This is a genomic window from Streptomyces mayonensis (assembly GCF_018982965.1).
GTDB lineage: Bacteria > Actinomycetota > Actinomycetes > Streptomycetales > Streptomycetaceae > Streptomyces > Streptomyces mayonensis.
This window is the reverse complement of the sequence record NZ_JACBYP010000008.1, coordinates 25,390-45,838: the sequence shown is the minus strand read 5'-3', so window position 1 is coordinate 45,838 and position 20,449 is coordinate 25,390. Positions and strand designations below refer to the sequence as shown.

The 20,449-nt window shown below is 72.4% G+C and carries 20 protein-coding genes and 1 pseudogene; 16 read left to right on the top strand and 5 right to left on the bottom strand.

Annotated features, from left to right (window positions below; all coding sequences use genetic code 11):
* Positions 1-52 precede the first annotated feature (52 nt).
* Positions 53-1,546, top strand: a complete 1,494-nt coding sequence (locus tag HZS56_RS04700) for an AMP-binding protein (protein ID WP_216719393.1) — start codon at positions 53-55, stop codon at positions 1,544-1,546.
* A 37-nt stretch (positions 1,547-1,583) separates the two neighbouring features.
* On the opposite strand, the gene HZS56_RS04695 is transcribed toward HZS56_RS04700, so the two are convergent.
* The gene (locus HZS56_RS04695) at positions 1,584-2,864 is read right to left on the bottom strand and encodes an ArsB/NhaD family transporter (RefSeq protein WP_253913746.1); all 1,281 of its coding nucleotides are present in this window, start codon (positions 2,862-2,864) and stop codon (positions 1,584-1,586) included.
* Between the two features lie 424 nt (positions 2,865-3,288).
* Positions 3,289-3,918: a ScbR family autoregulator-binding transcription factor gene (locus tag HZS56_RS04690; protein WP_308407997.1), complete on the bottom strand. Its 630-nt coding sequence runs from the start codon at positions 3,916-3,918 to the stop codon at positions 3,289-3,291.
* Positions 3,919-4,390: 472 nt separating this feature from the next.
* Here HZS56_RS04690 and HZS56_RS04685 point away from each other — a divergent pair, with 472 nt between their 5' ends.
* Entirely contained in the window at positions 4,391-5,161 is a 771-nt protein-coding gene (locus tag HZS56_RS04685) for an HAD family hydrolase (RefSeq protein ID WP_216719390.1), read from the top strand.
* A gap of 158 nt (positions 5,162-5,319) precedes the next feature.
* Here HZS56_RS04685 and HZS56_RS04680 read toward each other — a convergent pair whose 3' ends face one another.
* A complete protein-coding gene (locus HZS56_RS04680) occupies positions 5,320-6,135 on the bottom strand; it encodes a helix-turn-helix domain-containing protein (RefSeq protein WP_216719389.1) in 816 nt (271 codons plus the stop codon).
* 101 nt (positions 6,136-6,236) lie between these two features.
* Here HZS56_RS04680 and HZS56_RS04675 point away from each other — a divergent pair, with 101 nt between their 5' ends.
* From HZS56_RS04675 to HZS56_RS04640, 8 genes and pseudogenes are all read left to right on the top strand, one after another.
* Positions 6,237-7,070: an SDR family oxidoreductase gene (locus HZS56_RS04675; protein ID WP_216719388.1), complete on the top strand. Its 834-nt coding sequence runs from the start codon at positions 6,237-6,239 to the stop codon at positions 7,068-7,070.
* 296 nt (positions 7,071-7,366) lie between these two features.
* Positions 7,367-7,649: pseudogene (ureA, locus tag HZS56_RS04670) on the top strand (urease subunit gamma).
* A gap of 122 nt (positions 7,650-7,771) precedes the next feature.
* Entirely contained in the window at positions 7,772-8,068 is a 297-nt protein-coding gene (gene ureB, locus HZS56_RS04665; RefSeq protein ID WP_374201078.1) for an urease subunit beta, read from the top strand.
* On the top strand, positions 8,061-9,770 hold the full coding sequence (locus tag HZS56_RS04660; RefSeq protein ID WP_216719386.1) for an urease subunit alpha: 1,710 nt from the start codon (positions 8,061-8,063) through the stop codon (positions 9,768-9,770). The genes ureB and HZS56_RS04660 overlap by 8 nt, the downstream gene beginning before the upstream one ends.
* A gap of 2 nt (positions 9,771-9,772) precedes the next feature.
* Positions 9,773-10,498 carry an urease accessory protein UreF gene (locus HZS56_RS04655; protein WP_253913732.1) on the top strand — a complete coding sequence of 242 codons (726 nt, stop codon included), beginning with the start codon at positions 9,773-9,775 and terminating at the stop codon, positions 10,496-10,498.
* Entirely contained in the window at positions 10,488-11,183 is a 696-nt protein-coding gene (gene ureG / locus HZS56_RS04650; RefSeq protein ID WP_216719385.1) for an urease accessory protein UreG, read from the top strand. Before HZS56_RS04655 ends, ureG begins: the two co-directional genes overlap by 11 nt.
* Before the next feature lie 10 nt (positions 11,184-11,193).
* Positions 11,194-12,126 carry an urease accessory protein UreD gene (locus HZS56_RS04645; protein ID WP_216719384.1) on the top strand — a complete coding sequence of 311 codons (933 nt, stop codon included), beginning with the start codon at positions 11,194-11,196 and terminating at the stop codon, positions 12,124-12,126.
* 250 nt (positions 12,127-12,376) lie between these two features.
* Positions 12,377-13,078, top strand: a complete 702-nt coding sequence (locus tag HZS56_RS04640) for a DUF4328 domain-containing protein (protein ID WP_308407996.1) — start codon at positions 12,377-12,379, stop codon at positions 13,076-13,078.
* 241 nt (positions 13,079-13,319) lie between these two features.
* On the opposite strand, the gene HZS56_RS04635 is transcribed toward HZS56_RS04640, so the two are convergent.
* Together HZS56_RS04635 and puuE are read right to left on the bottom strand one after the other, a co-directional pair.
* Positions 13,320-13,634: a hypothetical protein gene (locus HZS56_RS04635; protein ID WP_216719383.1), complete on the bottom strand. Its 315-nt coding sequence runs from the start codon at positions 13,632-13,634 to the stop codon at positions 13,320-13,322.
* Positions 13,635-13,839: 205 nt separating this feature from the next.
* The gene (puuE, locus tag HZS56_RS04630; RefSeq protein WP_216719382.1) at positions 13,840-14,820 is read right to left on the bottom strand and encodes an allantoinase PuuE; all 981 of its coding nucleotides are present in this window, start codon (positions 14,818-14,820) and stop codon (positions 13,840-13,842) included.
* Positions 14,821-15,032: 212 nt separating this feature from the next.
* On the opposite strand from puuE, the gene HZS56_RS04625 reads away from it, so the two are divergent.
* The 6 genes from HZS56_RS04625 to HZS56_RS04600 all read left to right on the top strand — a co-directional run bounded on the left by HZS56_RS04625 (position 15,033) and on the right by HZS56_RS04600 (position 20,447).
* Positions 15,033-15,794: an FCD domain-containing protein gene (locus HZS56_RS04625; RefSeq protein ID WP_216719381.1), complete on the top strand. Its 762-nt coding sequence runs from the start codon at positions 15,033-15,035 to the stop codon at positions 15,792-15,794.
* Positions 15,795-15,901: 107 nt separating this feature from the next.
* Positions 15,902-17,092 (top strand): sialidase family protein, encoded by a 1,191-nt coding sequence (locus HZS56_RS04620; protein WP_216719380.1) that lies wholly within the window; start codon positions 15,902-15,904, stop codon positions 17,090-17,092.
* Positions 17,093-17,176: 84 nt separating this feature from the next.
* Entirely contained in the window at positions 17,177-17,809 is a 633-nt protein-coding gene (locus HZS56_RS04615) for a hypothetical protein (RefSeq protein ID WP_216719379.1), read from the top strand.
* 96 nt (positions 17,810-17,905) lie between these two features.
* Positions 17,906-18,703 (top strand): energy-coupling factor transporter transmembrane component T family protein, encoded by a 798-nt coding sequence (locus HZS56_RS04610; protein ID WP_216719378.1) that lies wholly within the window; start codon positions 17,906-17,908, stop codon positions 18,701-18,703.
* A 2-nt stretch (positions 18,704-18,705) separates the two neighbouring features.
* A complete protein-coding gene (locus HZS56_RS04605; RefSeq protein WP_216719377.1) occupies positions 18,706-19,572 on the top strand; it encodes an energy-coupling factor ABC transporter ATP-binding protein in 867 nt (288 codons plus the stop codon).
* Positions 19,569-20,447, top strand: a complete 879-nt coding sequence (locus tag HZS56_RS04600; RefSeq protein ID WP_216719376.1) for an energy-coupling factor ABC transporter ATP-binding protein — start codon at positions 19,569-19,571, stop codon at positions 20,445-20,447. Before HZS56_RS04605 ends, HZS56_RS04600 begins: the two co-directional genes overlap by 4 nt.
* Positions 20,448-20,449 lie beyond the last annotated feature (2 nt).

The window sequence follows — 20,449 nt, the reverse complement described above, 5'->3', positions numbered from 1 at the left end:
ATCCACGAGTTGCGAACCACGAGCTGCGAACCATGAGTAGGAGAAGACGCACATGTTCACTCCCGGCCCCGGATTCCCACTCGGCGACATCCTCGGGGAGCACGCCGCGCAACGTCCCGACACGGTCGCGGTGCGCGCGGACGGCGAGGAGCTGACCTGGGACGAGCTGCGACGGGCGAGCAACGCCGTCGCGCGCGGCCTGCGGCTCCGTGGCGTCACGCGCGGACGCATCGTCGCCCTCATGCTGCCCAACGGCCTGGACGTCGTGGTGGCCGCCTTCGCCTGTCTCAAGACGGGCGCCGTGCCCCAGCCGCTGTCGACCCGCCTCGCGCCCGCCGAGACACGGGCCATCCTCGAACTCTCCGATCCCGCGGCCGTCGTGGGCCTCCACGACGGCACACCGCTCGGCGACGGCCGGTTGCGGTCCGTCACCGTCGCCACGCTGCGCGACCGCGGCGGCACGGACGCCGACCTCCCCACGGAGGTGGGTCCGTCGTGGAAGGCGCCGACCTCGGGGGGCTCCACCGGCCGGCCGAAGATCATCCTGTCGGGCACCCCGGGAACGTACAACGCCTTCGACACCGAGGCATGGGGGCTGCGGGGCGCGGAGCAGGTGCTGATCACCGCGCCGGTCCACCACAACGCGCCCTTCTCCACGGCCATGACCGCCCTGTTCAACGGGAGCACCGTCACGCTGCTGCCCAGGTTCGACGCCGAGCGGGTACTGGCCGAGGTGGAGCGGCACGCGATCACCTGGATGTACCTGGTGCCGACGATGATGCGGCGCATCCTCGCGCTGCCCGGGCGGACCCGCGAACGCTACGACCTCTCGTCGCTGGTGTCGGTGTGGCACTGCGCCGAGCCCTGCCCGCCCGCGGTCAAGCAGGCCTGGATCGACTGGCTGGGCGCCGGGCGGATCTGGGAACTGTACGCGGGCACCGAGGCCCAGGCCGGCTGCACCATCTCGGGCACGGAGTGGCTGCTGCACCGCGGTTCGGTGGGCCGGGCGGCCTGGGGCGAGATCAAGATCGTGGCGCTCGACGGCACACCGGTGAACGAACCGGGCGTCCCGGGCGAGGTGTTCATGCGGGTCCCGCCCGGCAACCCGCCCGCCTTCCGCTACATCGGCGCCGAGGTACGGGAGGAAGACGGGTGGTCGACCCTCGGCGACATCGGTGAGCTGGACGCGGACGGATACCTCTACCTCCGCGACCGGCGTTCGGACATGCTGCTGGTCGGGGGAGTGAACGTCTATCCCGCCGAGATCGAGGGCGCCCTCGCCGAGCACCCGGCGGTCCTGTCCAGTGCGGTCATCGGACTGCCGGACCCCGAGCGAGGCAACCGGATCCACGCCATCGTCCAGACCGGCACCGGTGCCGCGGTCACCGCCGGCGAACTCGGTTCCTTCCTCGCCACCAGGCTGTCGCCCCACAAGCGGCCCCGGTCGATCGAGCTCGTCGACACCCCGCTGCGCAGTGCCGCGGGCAAGCTGCGCCGCTCCGCGCTGCGGGCCGAGCGCCTGACGGACGCCGAGCCGGTCCGCTGACCGGTGGATCGTCCGGGACGCCCGGCCCCGCCCAGGGTCACATGAGCACGAAGTAGCGCAGCCACACGTACGCGGCCGCCACCGTCACGGTGACGGCGGTGACGACGAGTCCGTAGCGGCTGAACTGCCAGAACGAGATGTGGTGGCCCTCTCGTTCGGCGATGCCGACGACCACGACGTTGGCGGAGGAGGCGATGATCGTGGCGTTGCCGCCGAGGTCCGCGCCGAGGGCGAAGGCCCACCAGAGCATCCCCGCCTCCTCCAGGCCGCCGGACGAGGCGACGATCTCGGAGACGATCGGACTGACCGAGGCCACGAACGGGATGTTGTCGACGATCGCGGACGGGACGACGGAACCGAACACCAGGGCCATGGAGGTGCCGAAGAGGTTGCCGTCGGCCGCCCTGGCCGCCGCCTCGCCCAGATCGCCGATGACTCCGGTCTGCACCATCGCACCGACCATGACGAACAGGCCGACGAAGAACGCCAGGGTCTCCCACTCCACGTCCTTGACGACGTCGCCGGGGGCGAGCCGGGAGGCGGCGAGCAGCACCAGACCGCCGCTGATGGCCACCACCGACGGCTCCAGGTGCAGCGCGGTGTGCAGGACGAAGCAGGCCATCACGACGGTGATCACCACACCGCTCACGACGAGCAGCCGGCCGTCCTTGATGGCCTCCCGCGGGTCGAGTTCCATCACCGAAGCGGCACGCTCGGGGTCGTAGTGGAACGCACCCCGGAACATCACCCGGCTCATCAGGATGAACACGATCATCAGCACGACGACGATCGGCGTCATGTGGATCAGGAAGTCGTTGAAGGACAAACCCGCACGGGACCCGATCATGATGTTGGGCGGGTCACCGATGAGGGTGGCCGCGCCGCCTATGTTGCAGGCCATCACCTCGGCGATGAGGAACGGTACGACGGGTACCCCGAGCCGCCGGCAGACCGAGATCGTCACGGGGACGATCAGCAGCACGGTGGTGACATTGTCCAGCCAGGGCGACAGGACACCCGTCGCCACGATCAGCAGGACCATGAGCCGGTACGGTCTGCCCTTGGCCTTGCGCGCGGCCCAGATCGCGATGAACTCGAAGACGCCCGTGCGTCTGAGCACGGAGACGATCAGCATCATTCCGAGCAGCAGGAAGATGACGTTCCAGTCGACGCCCGCGTGTTCGGAGAAGAAGGCGTGCTCGGCGTCGGTCGCGCCGATGAGCAGCATCACCACGGCGCCGCCGAGCGCGGCGGCGACCCGGTTCACCCACTCGGTCGCGATGAGTACGAAGACGACGGCGAAGACCGCCACGGCCATCCAGGTCGTGAGGCTCACCCAGTGTCCTCCTTCGCGCGCGGCGACGTGCGCGGCGACTGTTCGGGGTCGTCGAACTCCTTTGACCAGCACGCTTTTCGCAACACTGCGTTCATGACTGCCGGGATCCTCTCGTCGTAGCCCGGCCAGTGGTGTGCCGCGCCCGCCCGAGGACCGGGCCCGCGGCCTCGGGAACGAGGCCGGTGCGGGCCGCACGGCCGTCAAGAACCGGAGAGCACAGGCACGAGCGCGCCGAACGCGGCAGGGGGCCGCACGACGCCGGGCCGGAACAGGGGTTGTGAAGATCCTTGCCGACCTGACGGCCCGTCGCCATTGGGGAAGGGGCCCATTTACGGGCGGGTCCGACCTGTAGGCCCGCCGGGCGGCGGGAACGCGGACGCGGGCGCCGCGGGCGCGCCTTCCCCGTTCAGCGCCCGGTGAGGGTGGGCTCGGCCCGGGGTGCCGGGGCCTGCTGGAGCGAGGGCAGGGTGAGACACCACCAGTCGCAGAGCCGGTCGGTGAGAGCCTGCGGCCCTTCCAGGGACTCGGTGAGGGTGCAGAAGCCGAAGAAGCCGCGGACCAGGGTGCGGGCGGCGGTCGCGGGGCGGACGTGGGCGGCCAGTTGACCGGCCGAGCGCGCCTCGGCGAGCAGGCGCGTGGTGGCGGCCGTCCAGAGGACGAACGGGTCGGGGAGGGGCGCGTTGATGGTGTCGCGCTCTGCCCACAGGCGTGCGCCCGCTCGCGTCAGCGGATCCTCGGCGAGAGCGTGCGCGATGTCGTGGCTCAGCGAGACCAGCCGCTCCAGCGGCGGCACGGCCCGGTCGCCGTAGCGCGGGGCGAGACCCGGCCACGCGGCGAAACCGCCGTGGACGACGGCGAGGGCGATGCCCTCCTTGCTGGCGTAGTGGAAGTAGACGGACCCGCTGGTCCGGCCGGAGCGGCTGCCTATGTCGTTGACGCTCGTGGCCGAGTACCCCTGTTCGGCGAAGAGGGCGGCGGCCGCCTCGAGGAGTGACCTCCGGGTCGCTCTGGCCCGTTCCTGCAAGATCCTTTTCACCTTCGCTCGCCTCCGGAGTGACGACGGGAAAATGTAGTGCGCCCGCGTGCGCCGGGAGTAATCGAAAGCGGCCCGCGCATGATAATTGCGCATTTCTTTCGAATGTGAGCGCGTGCGAGTGGTCATTAGCCCTTTCAGGTGCCGTTCTTGGTCGCCGGCCGAGATGTGATCCCGTTCCGCAGCAGGCGGGGCGGTGAAGTGGAACGTGCAACAACTCCCTTTGGGAAGCGCTTGCATGACTGAACGTCAGATATACGGAGCGCGTCCGGCCCGCCATTCCCATACCCCTGAAACGGGCCCCGGTCCAGTGCCTCGAATGGTGATTGCGTCGATTTTCGTGGACGAAATAACGTAGCGACCACAATGTTTTGCATTTGCGGCTGTTGTCCCGAATTCTGCATGGGCGGCCGCAGCACCTCGCACGGCGGGTCCGCCCCGGAGCGCGGCCGCCCACCCCCTCAAGGAGGTCCCCGTGGCTGCAAGGTCACACTCTCTGCTCGGCTGGTCGCCCGAGGCCGTCGTCTTCGACTGCGACGGCACGCTGATGGACTCCGAACGCCACTGGCAGGACGCACGCAACCGGGCGTTCAGGGACTTCGGTCTGCTGCCCCCGCCCGGGTTCGCGGAGCGCGCGAAAGGCGTGCACTACATCGACTGCGGACGCCTGATGGCCGAGGAGACGAACAAGCCCGAACTGGCCGACGACCTGACGGCGGCACTGCTCGACCACTTCCGGTCACTCGTCGCCGAGGACCCCGTGACGATGCCCGGTGCGGCCGACTTCGTCCGGCTCCTCTCCGGCCGGCTGCCGCTCGCGGTGGCCAGCAACTGCCCCGAGGAGGTGGTGGAGGAGAGCCTGGGCCGGGCCGGTCTGCGCCGGCACTTCCTGCACGTCGTCGTCCCCACCGGGACCCAGGAGACGGCGCGGGCCGGGGGAGGCCCGGCAGGGGGCACTGAAGGACGGCAGGTCGTGCGCCCCAAGCCGTGGCCCGACGTGTACGCGACGGCGGCCCAACTCTGCGGCGTCCGGCCGGAGTCCGCCCTCGCCGTCGAGGACTCGATGGCGGGTGTCGAGTCCGCTCGCCGGGCGGGCCTGCGCGTCCTCGGCGTCGGACCGGTGCCCAGTGACGAGGACGCCGACCGGACCGACCTGTGGGTGACCGCCCTGCACGCGGAGGAGGTGCTGACCTGGGCCCGGGACCGGCTGCCGGATCCGGCCCCGCGCGGCGGAGGACATGGCTGAGTGAGGAGGCCCGCGCCGCGCCCGGCCTCACGGGCCCGCGCGGGTCCGACTCCGCCGCAGGGGGGGGCGGGCGGACCCGCCGGCCGCAGGCGAGGGACCGTACGTCCGGCGGGTGGCCGGTCCGGTCCTGGTCAGGCGGACAGCCGGTCCGGTCCTGGTCAGGCGGACGCGTCGAGCGACGCGAGCAGGGCGAGGGCGTCGGCCGAGGACGTGCCGGGCTCGGCGTGCAGGAGCATCGCCTCCAGCCCGGCGGCCCCGACCACCTGGAACTTCTCGACCATGAGTTCCAGGGGGCCGACCCGGGGGTGCCGCACCCGGAAGGTGACACCCTGCGCCGAGCGCACGTCGTGGCGTCCCCACAGCCGGCGGAAGCGGTCGCTCTTGACCGACAGCTCCCCGATCAGCGCGTGCAGTCTCTCGTCGTCGGTGTCGGTGCCGGCCTGGGCCCGCAGATGGGCCACGGCGACCGCCGTGTACCGCTCCCAGTCGGTGTGGTACTCGCGTGCCGCCCGGTCGGTGAACAGCACGCGCAGACGGTTCACCCCCGGGACCAGGTCCGGTGACAGGGCGCGCGCGAGCCGGTTCGCGGCCAGTACGTCGCTGTACTTGTCGAAGACGAGGGCGGGCACGTTGAGCGTGTGCAGCAGCGCGTCGAGGCCGACCGGCACGTGCTCCACGGGCCGCCCGCGGCCACGGCGCGGCTTCGGGCCCGCGAGCGACATCAGGTACGCCGTGCTCTCGGCGTCGAGCCGGAGCACGCCGGCCAGCGCGTCGACCACCTGCGCCGAAGGGTTGCGGTCGCGGCCCTGCTCCAGGCGCAGGTAGTACTCGACGCTGATGCCGGCCAGCAGGGCCACCTCCTCGCGCCGCAGCCCGGACACCCGGCGCAGCCCGTGCCCGGGTGCGAGGCCGGCCTCGGCCGGAGTGACCAGTTCACGCCGCGCGCGCAGGAAGTCTCCGAGGGCGTTGTCCACGGCTCGAGGGTAGGCGGTCCCGCACATCGCCGGGTGTCCCTCCCACTACCAGGAACGCCACCCTCTGGCAGGGCGGGCCGGCACCGGTGAGGGTCAGTGGCATGACAGCAAGGACATGGTTCATCACCGGAGTCAACAGCGGTTTCGGACGGGAGCTGGCCCGGCAGCTGCTCGCCCGCGGCGACCGCGTCGCCGGCACGGTCCGGAGGGAGGGCTCGGCGGACGACCTGCGGGCCGAGTACGGGGACCGCTTCCGGCTCGCCCACCTCGACGTCACCGACCTGCCGGAGGTGCGCACGGTCGTGGACGCCGCCTTCAGCGACCTCGGCCGTATCGACGCGGTGGTCGGCAACGCCGGTTACGGCCTCTTCGGCGCCGCCGAGGAACTCACCGACGACCAGGTGCTCCACCAGATCACCACCAACCTCCTCGGCTCGATCCAGACCGCCCGGGCGGCGTTGCCGCACCTGCGCGCCCAGGGCGGCGGCCGGCTGATCCAGATCTCCTCGGTGGCCGGGCTGGCGGCACACGCCGGGGCCTCGCTCTACCACGCCGGCAAGTGGGGCATCGAAGGGTTCATGGAGGCCCTCGCCCAGGAGGTCGCCCCCTTCGGCATCGGTGTCACCCTCGTCGAGCCCGGCGGCGCCCGCACCGCGTTCTCCCGCGGCAGCCTGCGCATCGGCGAGCCACTGGCCGCCTACGACGGGACACCCGCCGCGTTCGTGCGCCGGTTCCGGACGGCCGGGGTACCGGTCATCGGCGACCCGGTACGGATCGCCGCCCGCATCATCGACAGCGCGGCCCAGCACCCCGCGCCCCTCAGGGTCGTGCTCGGCAGCGACTCCTACCAGGCGGTCACCGGGGCCCTGCGCCGACGACTGGAGCAGGTGGAGGGCCAGCAGGCCTCCGCCGCGGAGACGGACGCCACCGACTGACCACGCCGGATCCGGCGCCGGGCACCCACCGCCGCGACACCACCCCGTCATCGGCGGCCGTCCGCCGCCGCGGCAGCGGCAGCCGGCGCCGGAGCCGCGGCCGGCCAGGACACCGAGGCCCGGTGTGCCGCTGACGGCAGCTTCGGCGCGGTCCGCCCCGGATGGTCCAGCACCGCCGCGCCGTCCGCCGCCTCCCGTGCCACGCTGGGCGCGGAGCTGCAGAATCCCGGTCGGCGCGCGCCGGCCGGTGCGGTCACGCGGGTCGCCGGCCGGCCCCGAAGAGAGCGGAGACACCGATGCTGCTCAGTCTTCAGGAGCGCGAGCGCCTGATGATCTACACGGCTGCCAGCCTCGCCCGGGAACGCCGGGACCGCGGAGGCCACGGCGGTCATCTCCTCGTTCCTCCTCGAAGGTGCCCGCGACGGACGTACCAAGGCAGAGCTCCAGGAGGCGGGACGCGGGGTGCTGCGTCGTGAGGAGGTGATGGACGGTGTGGCCGAGATGCTCGTCCAGGTCCAGGTCGAGGCGACCTTCCTCGACGGCACCAAGCTGATCGCCGTCCAGGGGCCGATCCAGTGAGCGAGCGCCAGCAACGACCGGGCAGCGGCCGGGCGCTGGTTCCCGGCTCGGGCAAGGGCAGGGCCACCGGGCTGGTGCAGCCCGGGGCGGAGACGGGCGAGGAACCCGGAGCCCCGGGACAGATCATCCACGGTCCGGGTCCGGTGACCATCAACGCGGGCCGCCCCGTCCGCACGGTGACGGTCGTCAACACGGCCGACCGTCCGGTGAGCGTCGGCTCGCACTACCACTTCGCCGAGGCGAACCCGGCGCTGAGCTTCGACCGGGACCGGGCCTGGGGGCACCGGCTGAACATCCTGGCAGGCGGCATGCAGCGCTTCGACCCCGGTGCCACGGTCGAGGTGGAACTCGTACCCCTCGGCGGCCGGCGCATCGTGCGCGGGCTGCGCGGCGCATGCGGAGGACCCCTCGATGGCTGAGATCGACCGCCGGACTTACGTCGCGTCACTCGGGCCGACCAAGGGCGACCGGATCCGTCTGGCCGACACCGACCTCCTGATCGAGGTCGAGGAGGACCGCTGCGCCGGCGGTGACGAAACCGTCTTCGGCGGTGGCAAGTCGGGGCGCGAGTCGCAGGGGCAGTCGCACGCCACCCGGGCCGAGGGCACGCCCGACCTGGTGATCGGTGGCGTCGTCGTGCTGGACCACTGGGGTGTCGTCAAGGCGGACGTCGGGATTCGCGACGGGCGGATCGTCGCGCTCGGCAAGTGCGGCAACCCCGACATCATGGACGGTGTCCATCCCGACCTCGTCATCGGTCCCTCGACGGAGATGGTCAACGGCAGCGGACTGATCATGACGGCCGGCACGGTCGACACCCACGTGCACTTCGTCTCTCCCGACATGTCGGTCGTCGCCCTCGAATCCGGCACCACGACCGTCGCCGGCGGCGGCACCGGCCCCACCGACGGATCGAAGGCGGCCCTGGCGACACCGGGCGGCTGGTGGATGGAGCGCATGCTCGAAGGGTTCGAACCGTGGCCGGTCAACGTGCTCTTCCTCGGCCGCGGCAGCACCGTCAGCGAGGAGTCGCTGTGGGAGCAACTGCGCTCCGGCATGGGAGGGTTCAAGGTCCACGAGGACTGGGGCGCAACTCCGGCCGTCATCGACACGGCGCTGCGCGTCGCGGACGCCGCCGGCGTGCAGGTGGCCATCCACAGCGACACCCTCAACGAGGCCGGATTCGTCGAGGACCTGCTCCGCACGGTCCATGGCCGCACCTTCCACGCGTACCACACCGAGGGCGCCGGTGGCGGCCACGCCCCGGACATCATCCGTATCGCCGGCGAGGCCTGCGTCCTGCCGTCCTCGACCACGCCGACCCGCCCGTTCACCGTCAACACCGCCGACGAACAGCTCGACATCTGCCTGATCGCCCACCACCTCAACCCACAGATCCCGGCCGAACTCGCCTTCGCCGAGAGCAGGGTGCGAGCCTCCACCATGGCGGCGGAGGACATCCTGCAGGACATGGGCGCCATCTCCGCGATGAGCTCGGACGCCCAGGCGATGGGGCGGCTCGGCGAGGTCGTACGGCGGACCTGGCAGACCGCGCACGTCATGAAGAAGCTGCGCGGCTCCCTGCCGGGCGACGGCAGGGCCGACAACCACCGCGCCCGGCGCTACGTGGCCAAGTACACGATCGTCCCCGCGACCATCCACGGGATGGAACGCGAGGTCGGTTCCGTCGAACCGGGCAAGCTCGCCGACCTGGTGCTGTGGGAGCCCGCGCTGTTCGGCGTGCGTCCCACGGCGGTCTACAAGTCCGGCATGGCCGCGATGGCGCTGCTCGGCGATCCCAACGCCGCGGTACCCACGCCGCAGCCGGTGCTGCCGCGGCTGGGCTACAACGTGCACACCAAGGCCGCGGGGGCGACCAGCGTGGCGTTCGTCGCACCCGCCGCGATCGAGGACGGACTGGCCGACCGGCTCGGCATCGAACGCAGACTCGTTCCCGTGGAGAACGTACGCGGACGCACCAAGGCCGACCTCCCGCAGAACGACGCGCTGCCCGGCATCGAGGTCGATCCCGACACCTTCACCGTCCGCATCGACGGCCAGGCCGTCGACCACGAACCGGCCACCGAACTCCCCATGAACCACCGCTACTTCCTCTTCTGACCATGTCCGGCAACCGGTCCGCCCCCGCCGCCCCGACGGCCGCCCTGCTGATGCTGGCGGACGGCCGCTTCCCCGCGGGCGGCCACGCCCACTCCGGGGGACTCGAGGCGGCGGTCGCGGCGGGCCGCGTGGTGGACACGACCACGCTCGAAGCGTTCTTGCGGGGGCGTGCCGCCACCAGTGGGGCGACGGCCGCCGCGTTCGCCGCCGCGGCCTGTACCGCTGCCGGCAGCGGGTCCGCGAAGACGGCGGACACCGGCCGCACCGCCGAGCTGGACACCGAGTACGAGGCGCGGACCCCGGCCCCCGCCCTGCGGGCCGCCTCCCGCAAGCTCGGACGCCAACTGCTGCGTGCGGCACGGACGATCCGGCCGGCCCCCGCTCTGGACGCGCTGGCCGCCGCGCTGCCCGCCGGCCCGCACCAGCCCGTCGCCCTCGGCACGGTCGCCCACACTCTCGGCCTCGGCCCCCACGCCGCGGCAGCCGCCGCACTGCACGACGCCGTGACCGGCCCCGCCACGGCAGCCGTCCGGCTGCTCGGCCTCGACCCGTTCGCCGTGCACGCCGTCCTCGCCCGGCTGGCTCCGGAGCTGGACCGGCTGGCCGACGCAGCCGACGCCCACGCCGCCGGCACCCCCGCACACGCCCTCGCCGCACCCGCCGCGCCTCTGCTCGACATCTTCGCCGAACACCACGCCACCTGGGAGGTGCGTCTCTTTGCGTCCTGACCACGACGACCCCGAGACTCAGCAGGCACACAGCCACCCGCTGCCCGGCCGGAACGCGGGCAGGCTCGCCCGAATCCCCGGACGTCCCCTGCGCATCGGACTCGGCGGCCCGGTGGGATCCGGCAAGACGGCGCTCGTCGCCGCCCTGTGCCGCTCCCTGGCCGGCGAGGTGCGGCTGGCCGTCGTCACCAACGACATCTACACCACTGAGGACGCCGACTTCCTGCTGCGCAACGGCGTCCTGCCGACGGAACGGGTCAGAGCGGTCGAGACCGGCTGCTGTCCGCACACCGCCATCCGTGACGACATCTCCGCGAACCTCGAAGCGGTGGAAGACCTCGAGCACAGCCTGCCGCCCCTGGACCTGGTCCTGATCGAGAGCGGCGGCGACAATCTCACCGCCACCTTCAGCCACGGCCTCGTCCACCATCAGATCTTCGTGATCGACGTCTCCGGCGGCGACAAGGTGCCGCGCAAGGGCGGACCCGGCGTCACCTCCTCCGACCTGCTGGTCATCAACAAGACCGACCTTGCCGGGCAGGTGAACGCCGACCTGGCCGTGATGGCCCGCGACGCCGAGGACAAGCGCGGGGACCTCCCCGTCCGCTTCCTCTCCCTCGTCGAGGACCCCCAGGCGCACGACATCACCGCGTGGGTCCGCGAACGGCTGGGCGAGGACGGCTGAGGGGCGCGCCATGACACAGGGGTCGGCCCGGCTCGCCACCGAACGTGCCGCTTCCGGCGCAGGGCGGCCACGCACCCGGATCTCGGCGCTGAGGTCCGGCTGGCCGCTGATGCTGCGGGCCACCGCGGCGCTTGCTCCGACCCCGGTCACCGTGTGGGCCGCCCGCAGCACCGAGGCCGCCCGCGTCCACCTGGCGGCCGGCGCGGCGGGGCCGCTCGGCGGAGACCGGCTGCGCCTGGAGGTGCACGTGGGCGGCGGCAGTGCCCTCGTCCTCGGCGAGATCGCCCCCACCCTGCTGCTGCCGGGACCGCACGGTGCGGAGTCCCGGCTGGACGTCCGCATCCACGTGGAACCGGATGCGACCCTGGCCTGGCTGCCCGAGCTGGTGATCGCCTCACGACACTGCCGGCACGCCACCGACGTGCGGGTCGTGCTCGAGAGCGGGGCCCGGCTCCTGCTGCACGAGGAGGTGCTGTTCGGACGGCACGGCGAGCCCTCTGGCCGCTACCGCCAGCGGATCCGCGTCGAGACCGTGCACGGCCCGCTCTACGACCAGGAGCTGAACGCGGGCCCGGACGCCCCCGGATGGGACGGCCCCGCCGTCACCGCCGGTCACCGCGCCGCCGGGACGGTACTCGTCGTGGACCCCCTGCCGGCGGCCGGGCAGGATCCGGGCGCCGGGGACACGGAAGGGGGCGGGCAGCCCGGACGGGAGCCGCATCGCACACGACCCGGACACGCCCCGCGCCCCGGCTCCCGCACGTGCCCGACGGCAGCCCGAGAACCCGGCACCGCCCTCATGCGCCTGTCTCCGGACAGCGCACTGGTCAGCGCGCTCGCCCCCGACACCACGACCCTGCGCCGCCGACTCGACCGCGCCGTCGCCCACCTCCTGCGCCCCCACGACCAGGACCCGGCCGCGCCCGAACCCCTCGGTGTGTGAGAGGCCGGGCCGCGCCCGGGCGTCGAGGTTCCCGGCCGGGACAAGCCGCCCGGGAACCTGGCCCTCGGACGCGACGCGATCGAACGCCGCCTGACCCCCTCGGCCGTCGGCGGCCGCCACCGGGCGCGGGACGCCCCCGATCCCGACGTCAGGACGGACGTCGTGAGGTGGTGTCGCCCAACTGGCCCGTGGGCGACCGGCGGACCGCGGGGCGGGGCCCGGGCCGGGGAACGTACGGCACGATGTGCGGGTGAACGACGACCTGACCGAAACCGCCCCCCACCCCGTCCGCGGCCTCTCCCGGTGCGTCACCGCGATGCTCGCCCTGGCAGGCGCGGCCTGGCTCGCCCGGGCCGTCTGGCACATCCGGCTCGCCACGGCCGGAGAGCCGCTCTCCGGGCCACCGGACCAGGGCGACGGCATGCACCGGCCGTTGACCGGCCTCGAGAACTCCTACCACCTCGTCAGCGCGCTCGGTGACGTGGCCACGGTGCTCTGCGCCCTCGCCTTCCTGGCCTGGCTGCTGCGCGTGCGCGACAACGCGCGCGCACGGTCCGGGCAGCGGCCGCGCTACGCCTGGCCCTGGGTCTACGCCGGGTGGGTGGTGCCGATAGCCAACCTCTGGGTCCCGCGCGGAATAGTCGCGGAGGCCCATCGGGCCGGTGATCCCGAGGCACCCCTGCCGCGGGTGCTGAACTGGTGGTGGGGCCTGTGGCTGGTCGGCTCCCTGAGCGGTGCGGGCCTGATGTACAGCGACTCGACGGACGCCGTCGTCGCCCGCGCCTACACGGACGTCGCACCGTTGCTCGTCTCCGACGCGGCGGTCGTCGGGGCGGCCGTGACATGCGCGCTCCTGGTCCGTGCCGTGACCGGCAAGCAGGAGCGGGCCGGGGGCGAGGAGTCCCGGCGACGGACCGCCGAGCCGGGCGTCGTCGACGGCGCGACGAGCTGAGGGCCCGCCAGGCACCACCCCGGTCGGCGTCGTTCTGCGCGGACCGGGGTGACGGGACGCCAAGGAGCAGCACGGGCACCGGCGGCCACCGAGCCCGCCGCACCGTCCGCCGGTACCGGCCCGGCCTCGGGACCCGAGGCCGCGGTGGCGAGCCCGACGGGGACCTCCCGCACGCCCGCGGCCCCGGCCGAGCGGTCGCTCCGGCACTGAGCCGTGCCGGGCGGCGCCCCGCCGGCCGGGCCTACGGCGAAGCGGTCGGTACGGACACCCAGAACACGGCCGCGGTACCCACGAAACCCACGACGCCGAGGGCGGTCCCGGCAACGGCGGTCCACGTACGGCCGTTGCCCCGGCGGGCGTGGTGGACACCCGTCGCGCCGAGAACGACGGCGAGCGCCCCGGCGACGACCGCCCACGGAACCACGAGGAACGCGAGGGCGGCGGAGACGAGGAGAACGAACGCGGGCGTGACGGAGACGACGCCCAGCGTCAGCGCGGCGGGGCCCAGAAGCACGGCGGGCGTGTCCGCCGGACGGGGCGTCAACGGTTCAGGCATGAGCCGCTCTTCTCTTTTGAACAGGTTCACATCCGAGCCCGATCGTACCGGCCGGGGTGCGCCGGTGGGCACCGAACGCCTCACGGGCCGGTGCGCACGACCCGGGGCGCGGCCCGTCCGCGGCCGGCGTGCACGGTCCGGCCGGCGTCGCGCCCGCGGGCCCGGCGCACACCCTCCTGCACCCGGGCGACACCCGGCCCCGGCGTCAGCGCTGCACCGGGACGGGCACGGCGCCCGCCGCCAGGGGATCCTCGGCCCGGGGGAGCCACTGCGAGGCGGGGTGCACCGCACGCCAGTGGCGGGCGACGTCCACCCGGCGCGCGACCCACACGTCCGGGTGCCCGGCCACCAGGTCGAGGAACCGCCGCAGATCGGCGGCGCGGCCCGGCCGTCCGCTGATCCGCAGGTGCAGTCCCACGCTCATCATCCGCGGGCGCTCCGCGCCTTCCTCCAGGAGCAGTTCGAGGGCGCGGGTGAGGTACGCGGAGAAGGACTCGGACTGGAACCCGTAGGTGTTGACGTAGCGGCCGTCGTTGTTGTCGAGGGTGTACGGCACCACCAGCTGGGCGGTGCCGTCGACGTCGGTCCAGTACGGCAGGTCGTCGCTGAAGGAGTCGGAGTCGTAGAGGAAGCCGCCGTGCTCGACGACCAGGCGGCGGGTGTTCTCGCTGTTGCGGCCCGTGTACCAGCCGAGGGGCGCCCGGCCGCAGACCTCGGTGTGGATGCGCACGGCACGTTCGATGTGCTCGCGTTCGGTCTCGGGCTCCAGCTGCGCGTAGTTGATCCACCGCAGGGAGTGCGAGGCCAGCTCCCACTCGGACTCCCGTGCCGCCGCCACGATGCCGGGGTTGCGGCGCAGCGACTCCGCGATGCCGAACACCGTCACCGGCAGGCCGCGCTCCGTGAACAGCCGGTGCAGCCGCCAGAAGCCCGCGCGGGTGCCGTACTCGTACTGCGACTCGACGTTGAGGTTGCGCCGGCCGCGCAGCGGGGCCGTGGGCTCCTCGGTCAGGAACGCCTCCGAGGCCTCGTCGCCGTGCAGGACGTTGTTCTCGCCGCCCTCCTCGACGTTGACGACGAACTGCACGGCCACCTTCGCACCACCGGGCCACTGCGCGTGCGGGAGCCGCCCGCCGTAGCCGGCCAGGTCGCGGGGGTAGTCGCTGGGTGGGGGGACGGATGTCATCGCTCTTCCCTTGCCTCGGTCACGAAAGGGCATGCCGCCGCGCGAAGTGGCGCGATATCCTGTGAGCGACAGGCCTCGGTCACTTTTGACTAACCATGGTCGCCGAGGAGTGCCGAGTCAAGTGCCCGCCTCGGCAGCACTGTGCACGCGACGGGTGAGGATCCAGCCGCCGGCGCCGAAGGCGTCCGGAGGGGACGAGTGAGAGGACGACGATGCACGACCGCGAAGGGGCCATGCTCGCGCTCCTGCAACTGATGTCGGCGTCGAGCGGCCCGCTGGGCACGCGCAACGCCCAGCGCGAGCTGGCCCGGCACGGCAGGGACCTGAGCGAGTCCTCCGTGTCCCGGCTGCTGCGCGAGATGGACGCCCGCGGGTGGACCGAGCCGGTGGGCACCAAGGGGCGGACCCTGGCCAGGGAGGGCAGGCGCCGGGCGGCCGAGGCGGTGCTGACGCACCGGGCCTCCAGTTCGCTGCGGCACGCGGTGCGTGACACCAAGGACCTTCTCGACCTGCTCAGAGCACGTCTGGCGGTGGAGAGCGCGGTCGCGGGCGATGCCGCCCGGGCGCCGGAGGAGGGGCGGCTCGAGCAGTTGCGGGGGTTGTGCGAACAGCACGTCCGTGCGGTCGGCAGCGCCCCGATGATCGAACAGCCGGGTCTGCAGTTCCACCGGGCGGTGGTCGGGATGTCGACCAACAAGATCCTCAGGGTCGCCGCCGAGATGATGCTCGCGCCGCAGCTGGACCGCGTGGAGGCGGTGCTCGACACGGTACTGGCCACCCGCCGGGACGAGGAGAAGGTCGTCGCCGAGCACCAGGCCGTCCTGGACCGCATCACCCAGCGGGACCCGGCGGGCGCCGAGGAGGCGATGCGGGCGCACTTCGAGGCGATGATCGCGGCGGTGGAGACCTCGATCGTCGGCGGCAACGAGGTGCTCGTCCAGCGGCTGCTGGAGTGGGTGCCGGCGAACGACTGACACTGAGCAGCGTTCGTCACTATTGACAGACGTAGGTGGCGGCCTCAACACTGGCGTCCACCGTCGCACGCACCGACGGCGGAGAACCACCGAAGACAGGAGCAGGCATGCCGCAGGCAGGCACCATGTCCCCCGCCCGGATCCACCCGCGCCCCACGGCGGCCCGGTACCAGGACGCGCACCGCAAGTGGCAGGGCATCCCGTCGGTCGAGCGCACCCGGGGCGGCCGGCTCTACGTGAACTGGTACACGGGCATGGACACGGAGACCGGCGGCAACTTCGTCGTCGTCACGACCAGCGACGACGAGGGCGACAGCTGGGACGGCCCGCGGTTCGTCGTCGAGCACGACGACCCCGAGGTCCGCGTGTACGACCCCTGCCTGTGGCGGGATCCGAACGACCGGCTGTGGCTGACCTGGAACCAGAGCCGCGACTTCTTCGACGGCCGGGTCGGAGTCTGGGTCGCCACCAGCGACAACCCCGACGACGAGGAGCCCCTCTGGAGCGAGCCGCGGCGGATCGCCAACGGCCTCATGATGAACAAGCCCACCGTGCTCGGCGACGGCACCTGGCTGTTCCCCACGGCCGTCTGGGCCTGCCACACGCCCACCGAGGAGCACCCGCTGGCGGCGGAGCGCTTCTCCAACGTCTACGTCTCGACCGACGAGGGCAGGACGGTCTCGTACCTCGGCGGCGCGGACGTGCCGAACCGCAGTTTCGACGAGCACATGGTCGTGGAGAAGCGCGACGGCAGGCTCTGGATGCTCGTGAGGTGCTTCGACGGTGTGGGCGAGAGCTACTCGGACGACGGCGGCCGGACCTGGTCGCCGGGGACCAGGAGCCACGTCGACGGCCCCTGCTCCCGCTTCCACGTCCGCAGGCTGGAGTCCGGCCGCCTCCTCATGATCAACCACGCCGACTTCGGCGACCGGCGCTCCCGTGAGGAGATCGAACTGCAGGGCAACGTCAAGGAGTGGAAGGGCCGCACCAACCTCACGGCCTTCCTCAGCGACGACGACGGCGCCACCTGGCCGCACCGGCTCCTGCTGGACGACCGCGAGGACGTCTCCTACCCCGACGCCGCCGTCGCGGACGACGGCGGTATCAGCGTCGTGTACGACCACGACCGCTTCGGCGACCGGGGCATCTACCTCGCCCGGTTCACCGAGCAGGACGTCCTGGCCGGGCGGATGGACAGCGCCGGATCCGCCGCCCGCGTCCTTGTCAACCGCGCCCTGGCCCTCCCCGAGCCCGGCGACGGCACACCGGCCCGGCCCGCCCCGGCCACCGCCGGCTGACCCGCGGCCCGGTGGCCGCGCCGACCGCTCAGCGGGGCGCCCGCGTCGACGCCCGCGCCCGCACTCACAGTGAAGGAAAGACGCATGGCAACGGCAACGCCGATGGCGGCGAAGCGGTGGACGACGCTTCCCAACTGGAAGTTCCGGATACTGCCCCGGGACACGCGGACGATCATCACGTGCGTGTTCCTCGGGCTGACCATGGCGGTGGTCCTCCAGATCACCGAACGCCTGGACCTGGCCGTCACCGGTGGCAGTGTCCCGATCGTCTCGGCGGTGGTGGTCTGCGCGATCTGGGTGCCCTCCGCGGCGTTCTACGGCCTCACCGGAGCCCTGATCACCGCGTGGATCAACCCCATCATCTCCAACCTCACGGCCTCCCAGCCGATGGCGCCCTTCCTCTTCCTCACCAACGCCGCGCACACCGTTCCGGTGGCGCTGCTGGTGTGGCTCATGAAGAGCCGTGACAAGGGCCTGAAGCTGTGGCAGATCGTCCTCATCGGGCAGATCGGCGGCCTCGGCGACGCACTGATGTTCGGCGTCGGCAACCGCCTCATCCTGCACCTGCCCTGGGGCTTCATCACCGGCCAGGTCCTCGTCGTCCAGCCCTGCTACCTCGCCGGGTCGTTCATCACGTACGGCATCATGCGGCGGCTGGTCAACACCGGTCTGGTGCAGAAGGAACGCGATGCCAGGACGGCCGCCGATGCGATCTGACCGCTACCCGAGGACCCCTGCCCGAACCCCCGCCCGAACCCGAACCCGAGCCCGGATCCGAACCCGAGCCCACATCCGAACCCGGAGGATCCCGCGATGAGCGGAACGATGCTCTACCAACCGGGAAAAACGTTCCTGCACCGCGCGGACGCACGCGCGAAGATCGCCACCATCCTCGTGGTCCTGGTCGTCGCGCTGACCACCACCCGCATCGACGTCCTGGTCGCACTGACCGCCGTCGTGGTCGTCGGCCTCGCCCTGCTCGCACGGATCACCCCGGCCTCGTACGCCAAGGCCCTGCTGCTGATCGTTCCGCTGGTCCTCCTGCTCACGCTGCTGCAGGCCGTGGTCCAGGGCGGGCCGGCGATCGCCACCGTCGCGGGGGTGTCCCTGTCCCGGTCGGGCGTACTGCTCGGCCTGGGCATCGGGATGCGGCTGTTCGCCATGGGCATCTGCTTCTACGGCTTCTCCGTGACCACCAGCCCGTCCGACATCGCGCTCGCACTGCACAAGGTCGGGGTGCCCTACAAGTTCGCCTACCTGACCAGCTTCGCGTTCCGGTTCCTGCCCCTGCTGCAGGACGAGGCGAGGACCCTGCTCACCGCGATGGCGGTGCGCGGATCGGCGGAGAGCAGCTCACGCCATCCGCTGCGCCGCGGGCGCGCGATCGTCCGGATGCTGTTCCCCATGCTGGCCGGCTCGATGAAGCGCAGCAGCGAGATCGCCCTGTCCATGGAACTGCGGGGCTACAGCCTGCCGGGCCCCCGGACCTTCTACCGGTCCACCGCGTTCCGCCCGGGCGACGCGGCGCTGGTCGCCGGCGTCCTCCTCCTGGCCGCCGGGCTGCTCGCCATGCAGTGGCAGCTGCCCGCACCGTTCACCGAAGGGGCGTGAGCATGAGTACTGCGGCTCTGGCCGTCTCCGGCCTGACCGTCCGCTACGAGGGCGCCGACCGGCGCGCGCTCGACGAGGTCGGCTTCGAGGTCGCACCCGGCGAGGTGCTGGGCATCCTCGGCCCGACCGGCGCGGGCAAGTCCACCCTCCTGCAGTGCCTGTCCGGCGTCATTCCCCGGCACGACGACAGCCCGGGCATGCGCGGCGACATCAGCGTGTTCGGACGCCCGCTGCCGGACTTCGCCGGCCTGTCCGAGATCACGGAGAGCGTCGGCCTGGTCATGCAGGACCCGGAGGTCCAGCTCGTCAACACCGTGGTGCGCGAGGAACTGGTCTGGGGCATGGAGAACCGGGGAATCCCGGTGCCCGAGATCGAGCGGCGCCTGCGGCGGGCGGCCGAGCTGTTCGACATCGGGGCGCTCCTCGACCGGTTCACCCACGCGCTGTCGGGCGGCGAGAAGCAGCGGGTCGTCGTCGCCTCGGTCTTCTGCCTCAGCCCCCGCATCATGCTGCTCGACGAGCCGACCTCCGAACTCGACCCGGCCGGGACCGAGGGCGTCATGGAGGCGATCCGCGTCCTGGCCCAGGAGGGCGTCACCGTCCTCGTCGTCGAGCACAAGATCGAGGAGCTCGCGGTGTACGCCGACCGCCTCCTCGCCATGCGGCAGGGCCGCGTCGAGGCGGTCGGCACCCCGCGCGAGGTGCTCATGGGATCCGCGGCACCGGACCGGCCCCAGGTGCTGGACATCGCCCTGCGGCTGAGGGAGGAGGGACTCTGGGACGCGGAGCCGCCCCTGTCCGTCCCGGCGGCCGTGACGGCATGGGACGCGCTGACGAACGCACCGCACAGTGACAGGAACCCGGCATGAGCAACGCAGACGCCGTCATCGAGATGGACAACGTAGAGCACACGTACGGCGGCGGCACCAAGGCCCTGGCGGGCGTGGACCTGACCGTCGGCCGCGGCGAGTTCGTCGCCGTCATCGGGCGGAACGGCTCCGGCAAGACCACCCTCGCCAAACACTTCAACGGCCTGCTGCGGCCCACGAACCAGGACGGCGCGGTCAGAGTGCGCCGGGCCGACGGCAGATCCGTCGACACCCGCGGCACTCGGCTGCACCACCTCGCCGCGACCGTCGGCTACGTCTTCCAGAACCCCGACCGCCAGATCTTCCACGACACCTGCCGGGAGGAGCTCGAGTACGGACCGCGCAACCTCGGCGCCGACCCCACCACCCTGGCGGACACGGTGTCGCAGACCCTGGAGCTGGTCGGGCTCGAAGGGCGCGAGGAGGCCAACCCCATCCACCTCTCCCGGGGCGAGCGCCAGCGCCTGGCCATCGCCTCCGCCCTCGCCATGGGGTGCGACGTCGTGGTCGTCGACGAACCCACCACCGGCCAGGACCGGGCCGAGTCGCGCAAGATCCTCGACTCGCTCGCCCACCACCACGCCCAGGGCCGGACGGTCGTCATCATCTCCCACGACATGGCCCTGGTCGCCGAGTACGCCACCCGCGTCGTCGCGATGCGCCGGGGCCACGTCCTCGCGGACGGAACGCCGGCCGAGGTCTTCTCACAGCGCGAGGTGCTCCGGGAGACCAACATCAGGCCCCCGCAGGCCGCCGTCCTGGCCGCCGAGATCGGCCTGCCCGGCGTCCTCACGGTCGACCATGCCGTCGACGCCATGCGCGACGTCCTCCAGCACACCGCAACCCCCGTGTCCCACGACGACAAGGTCCACTGAAC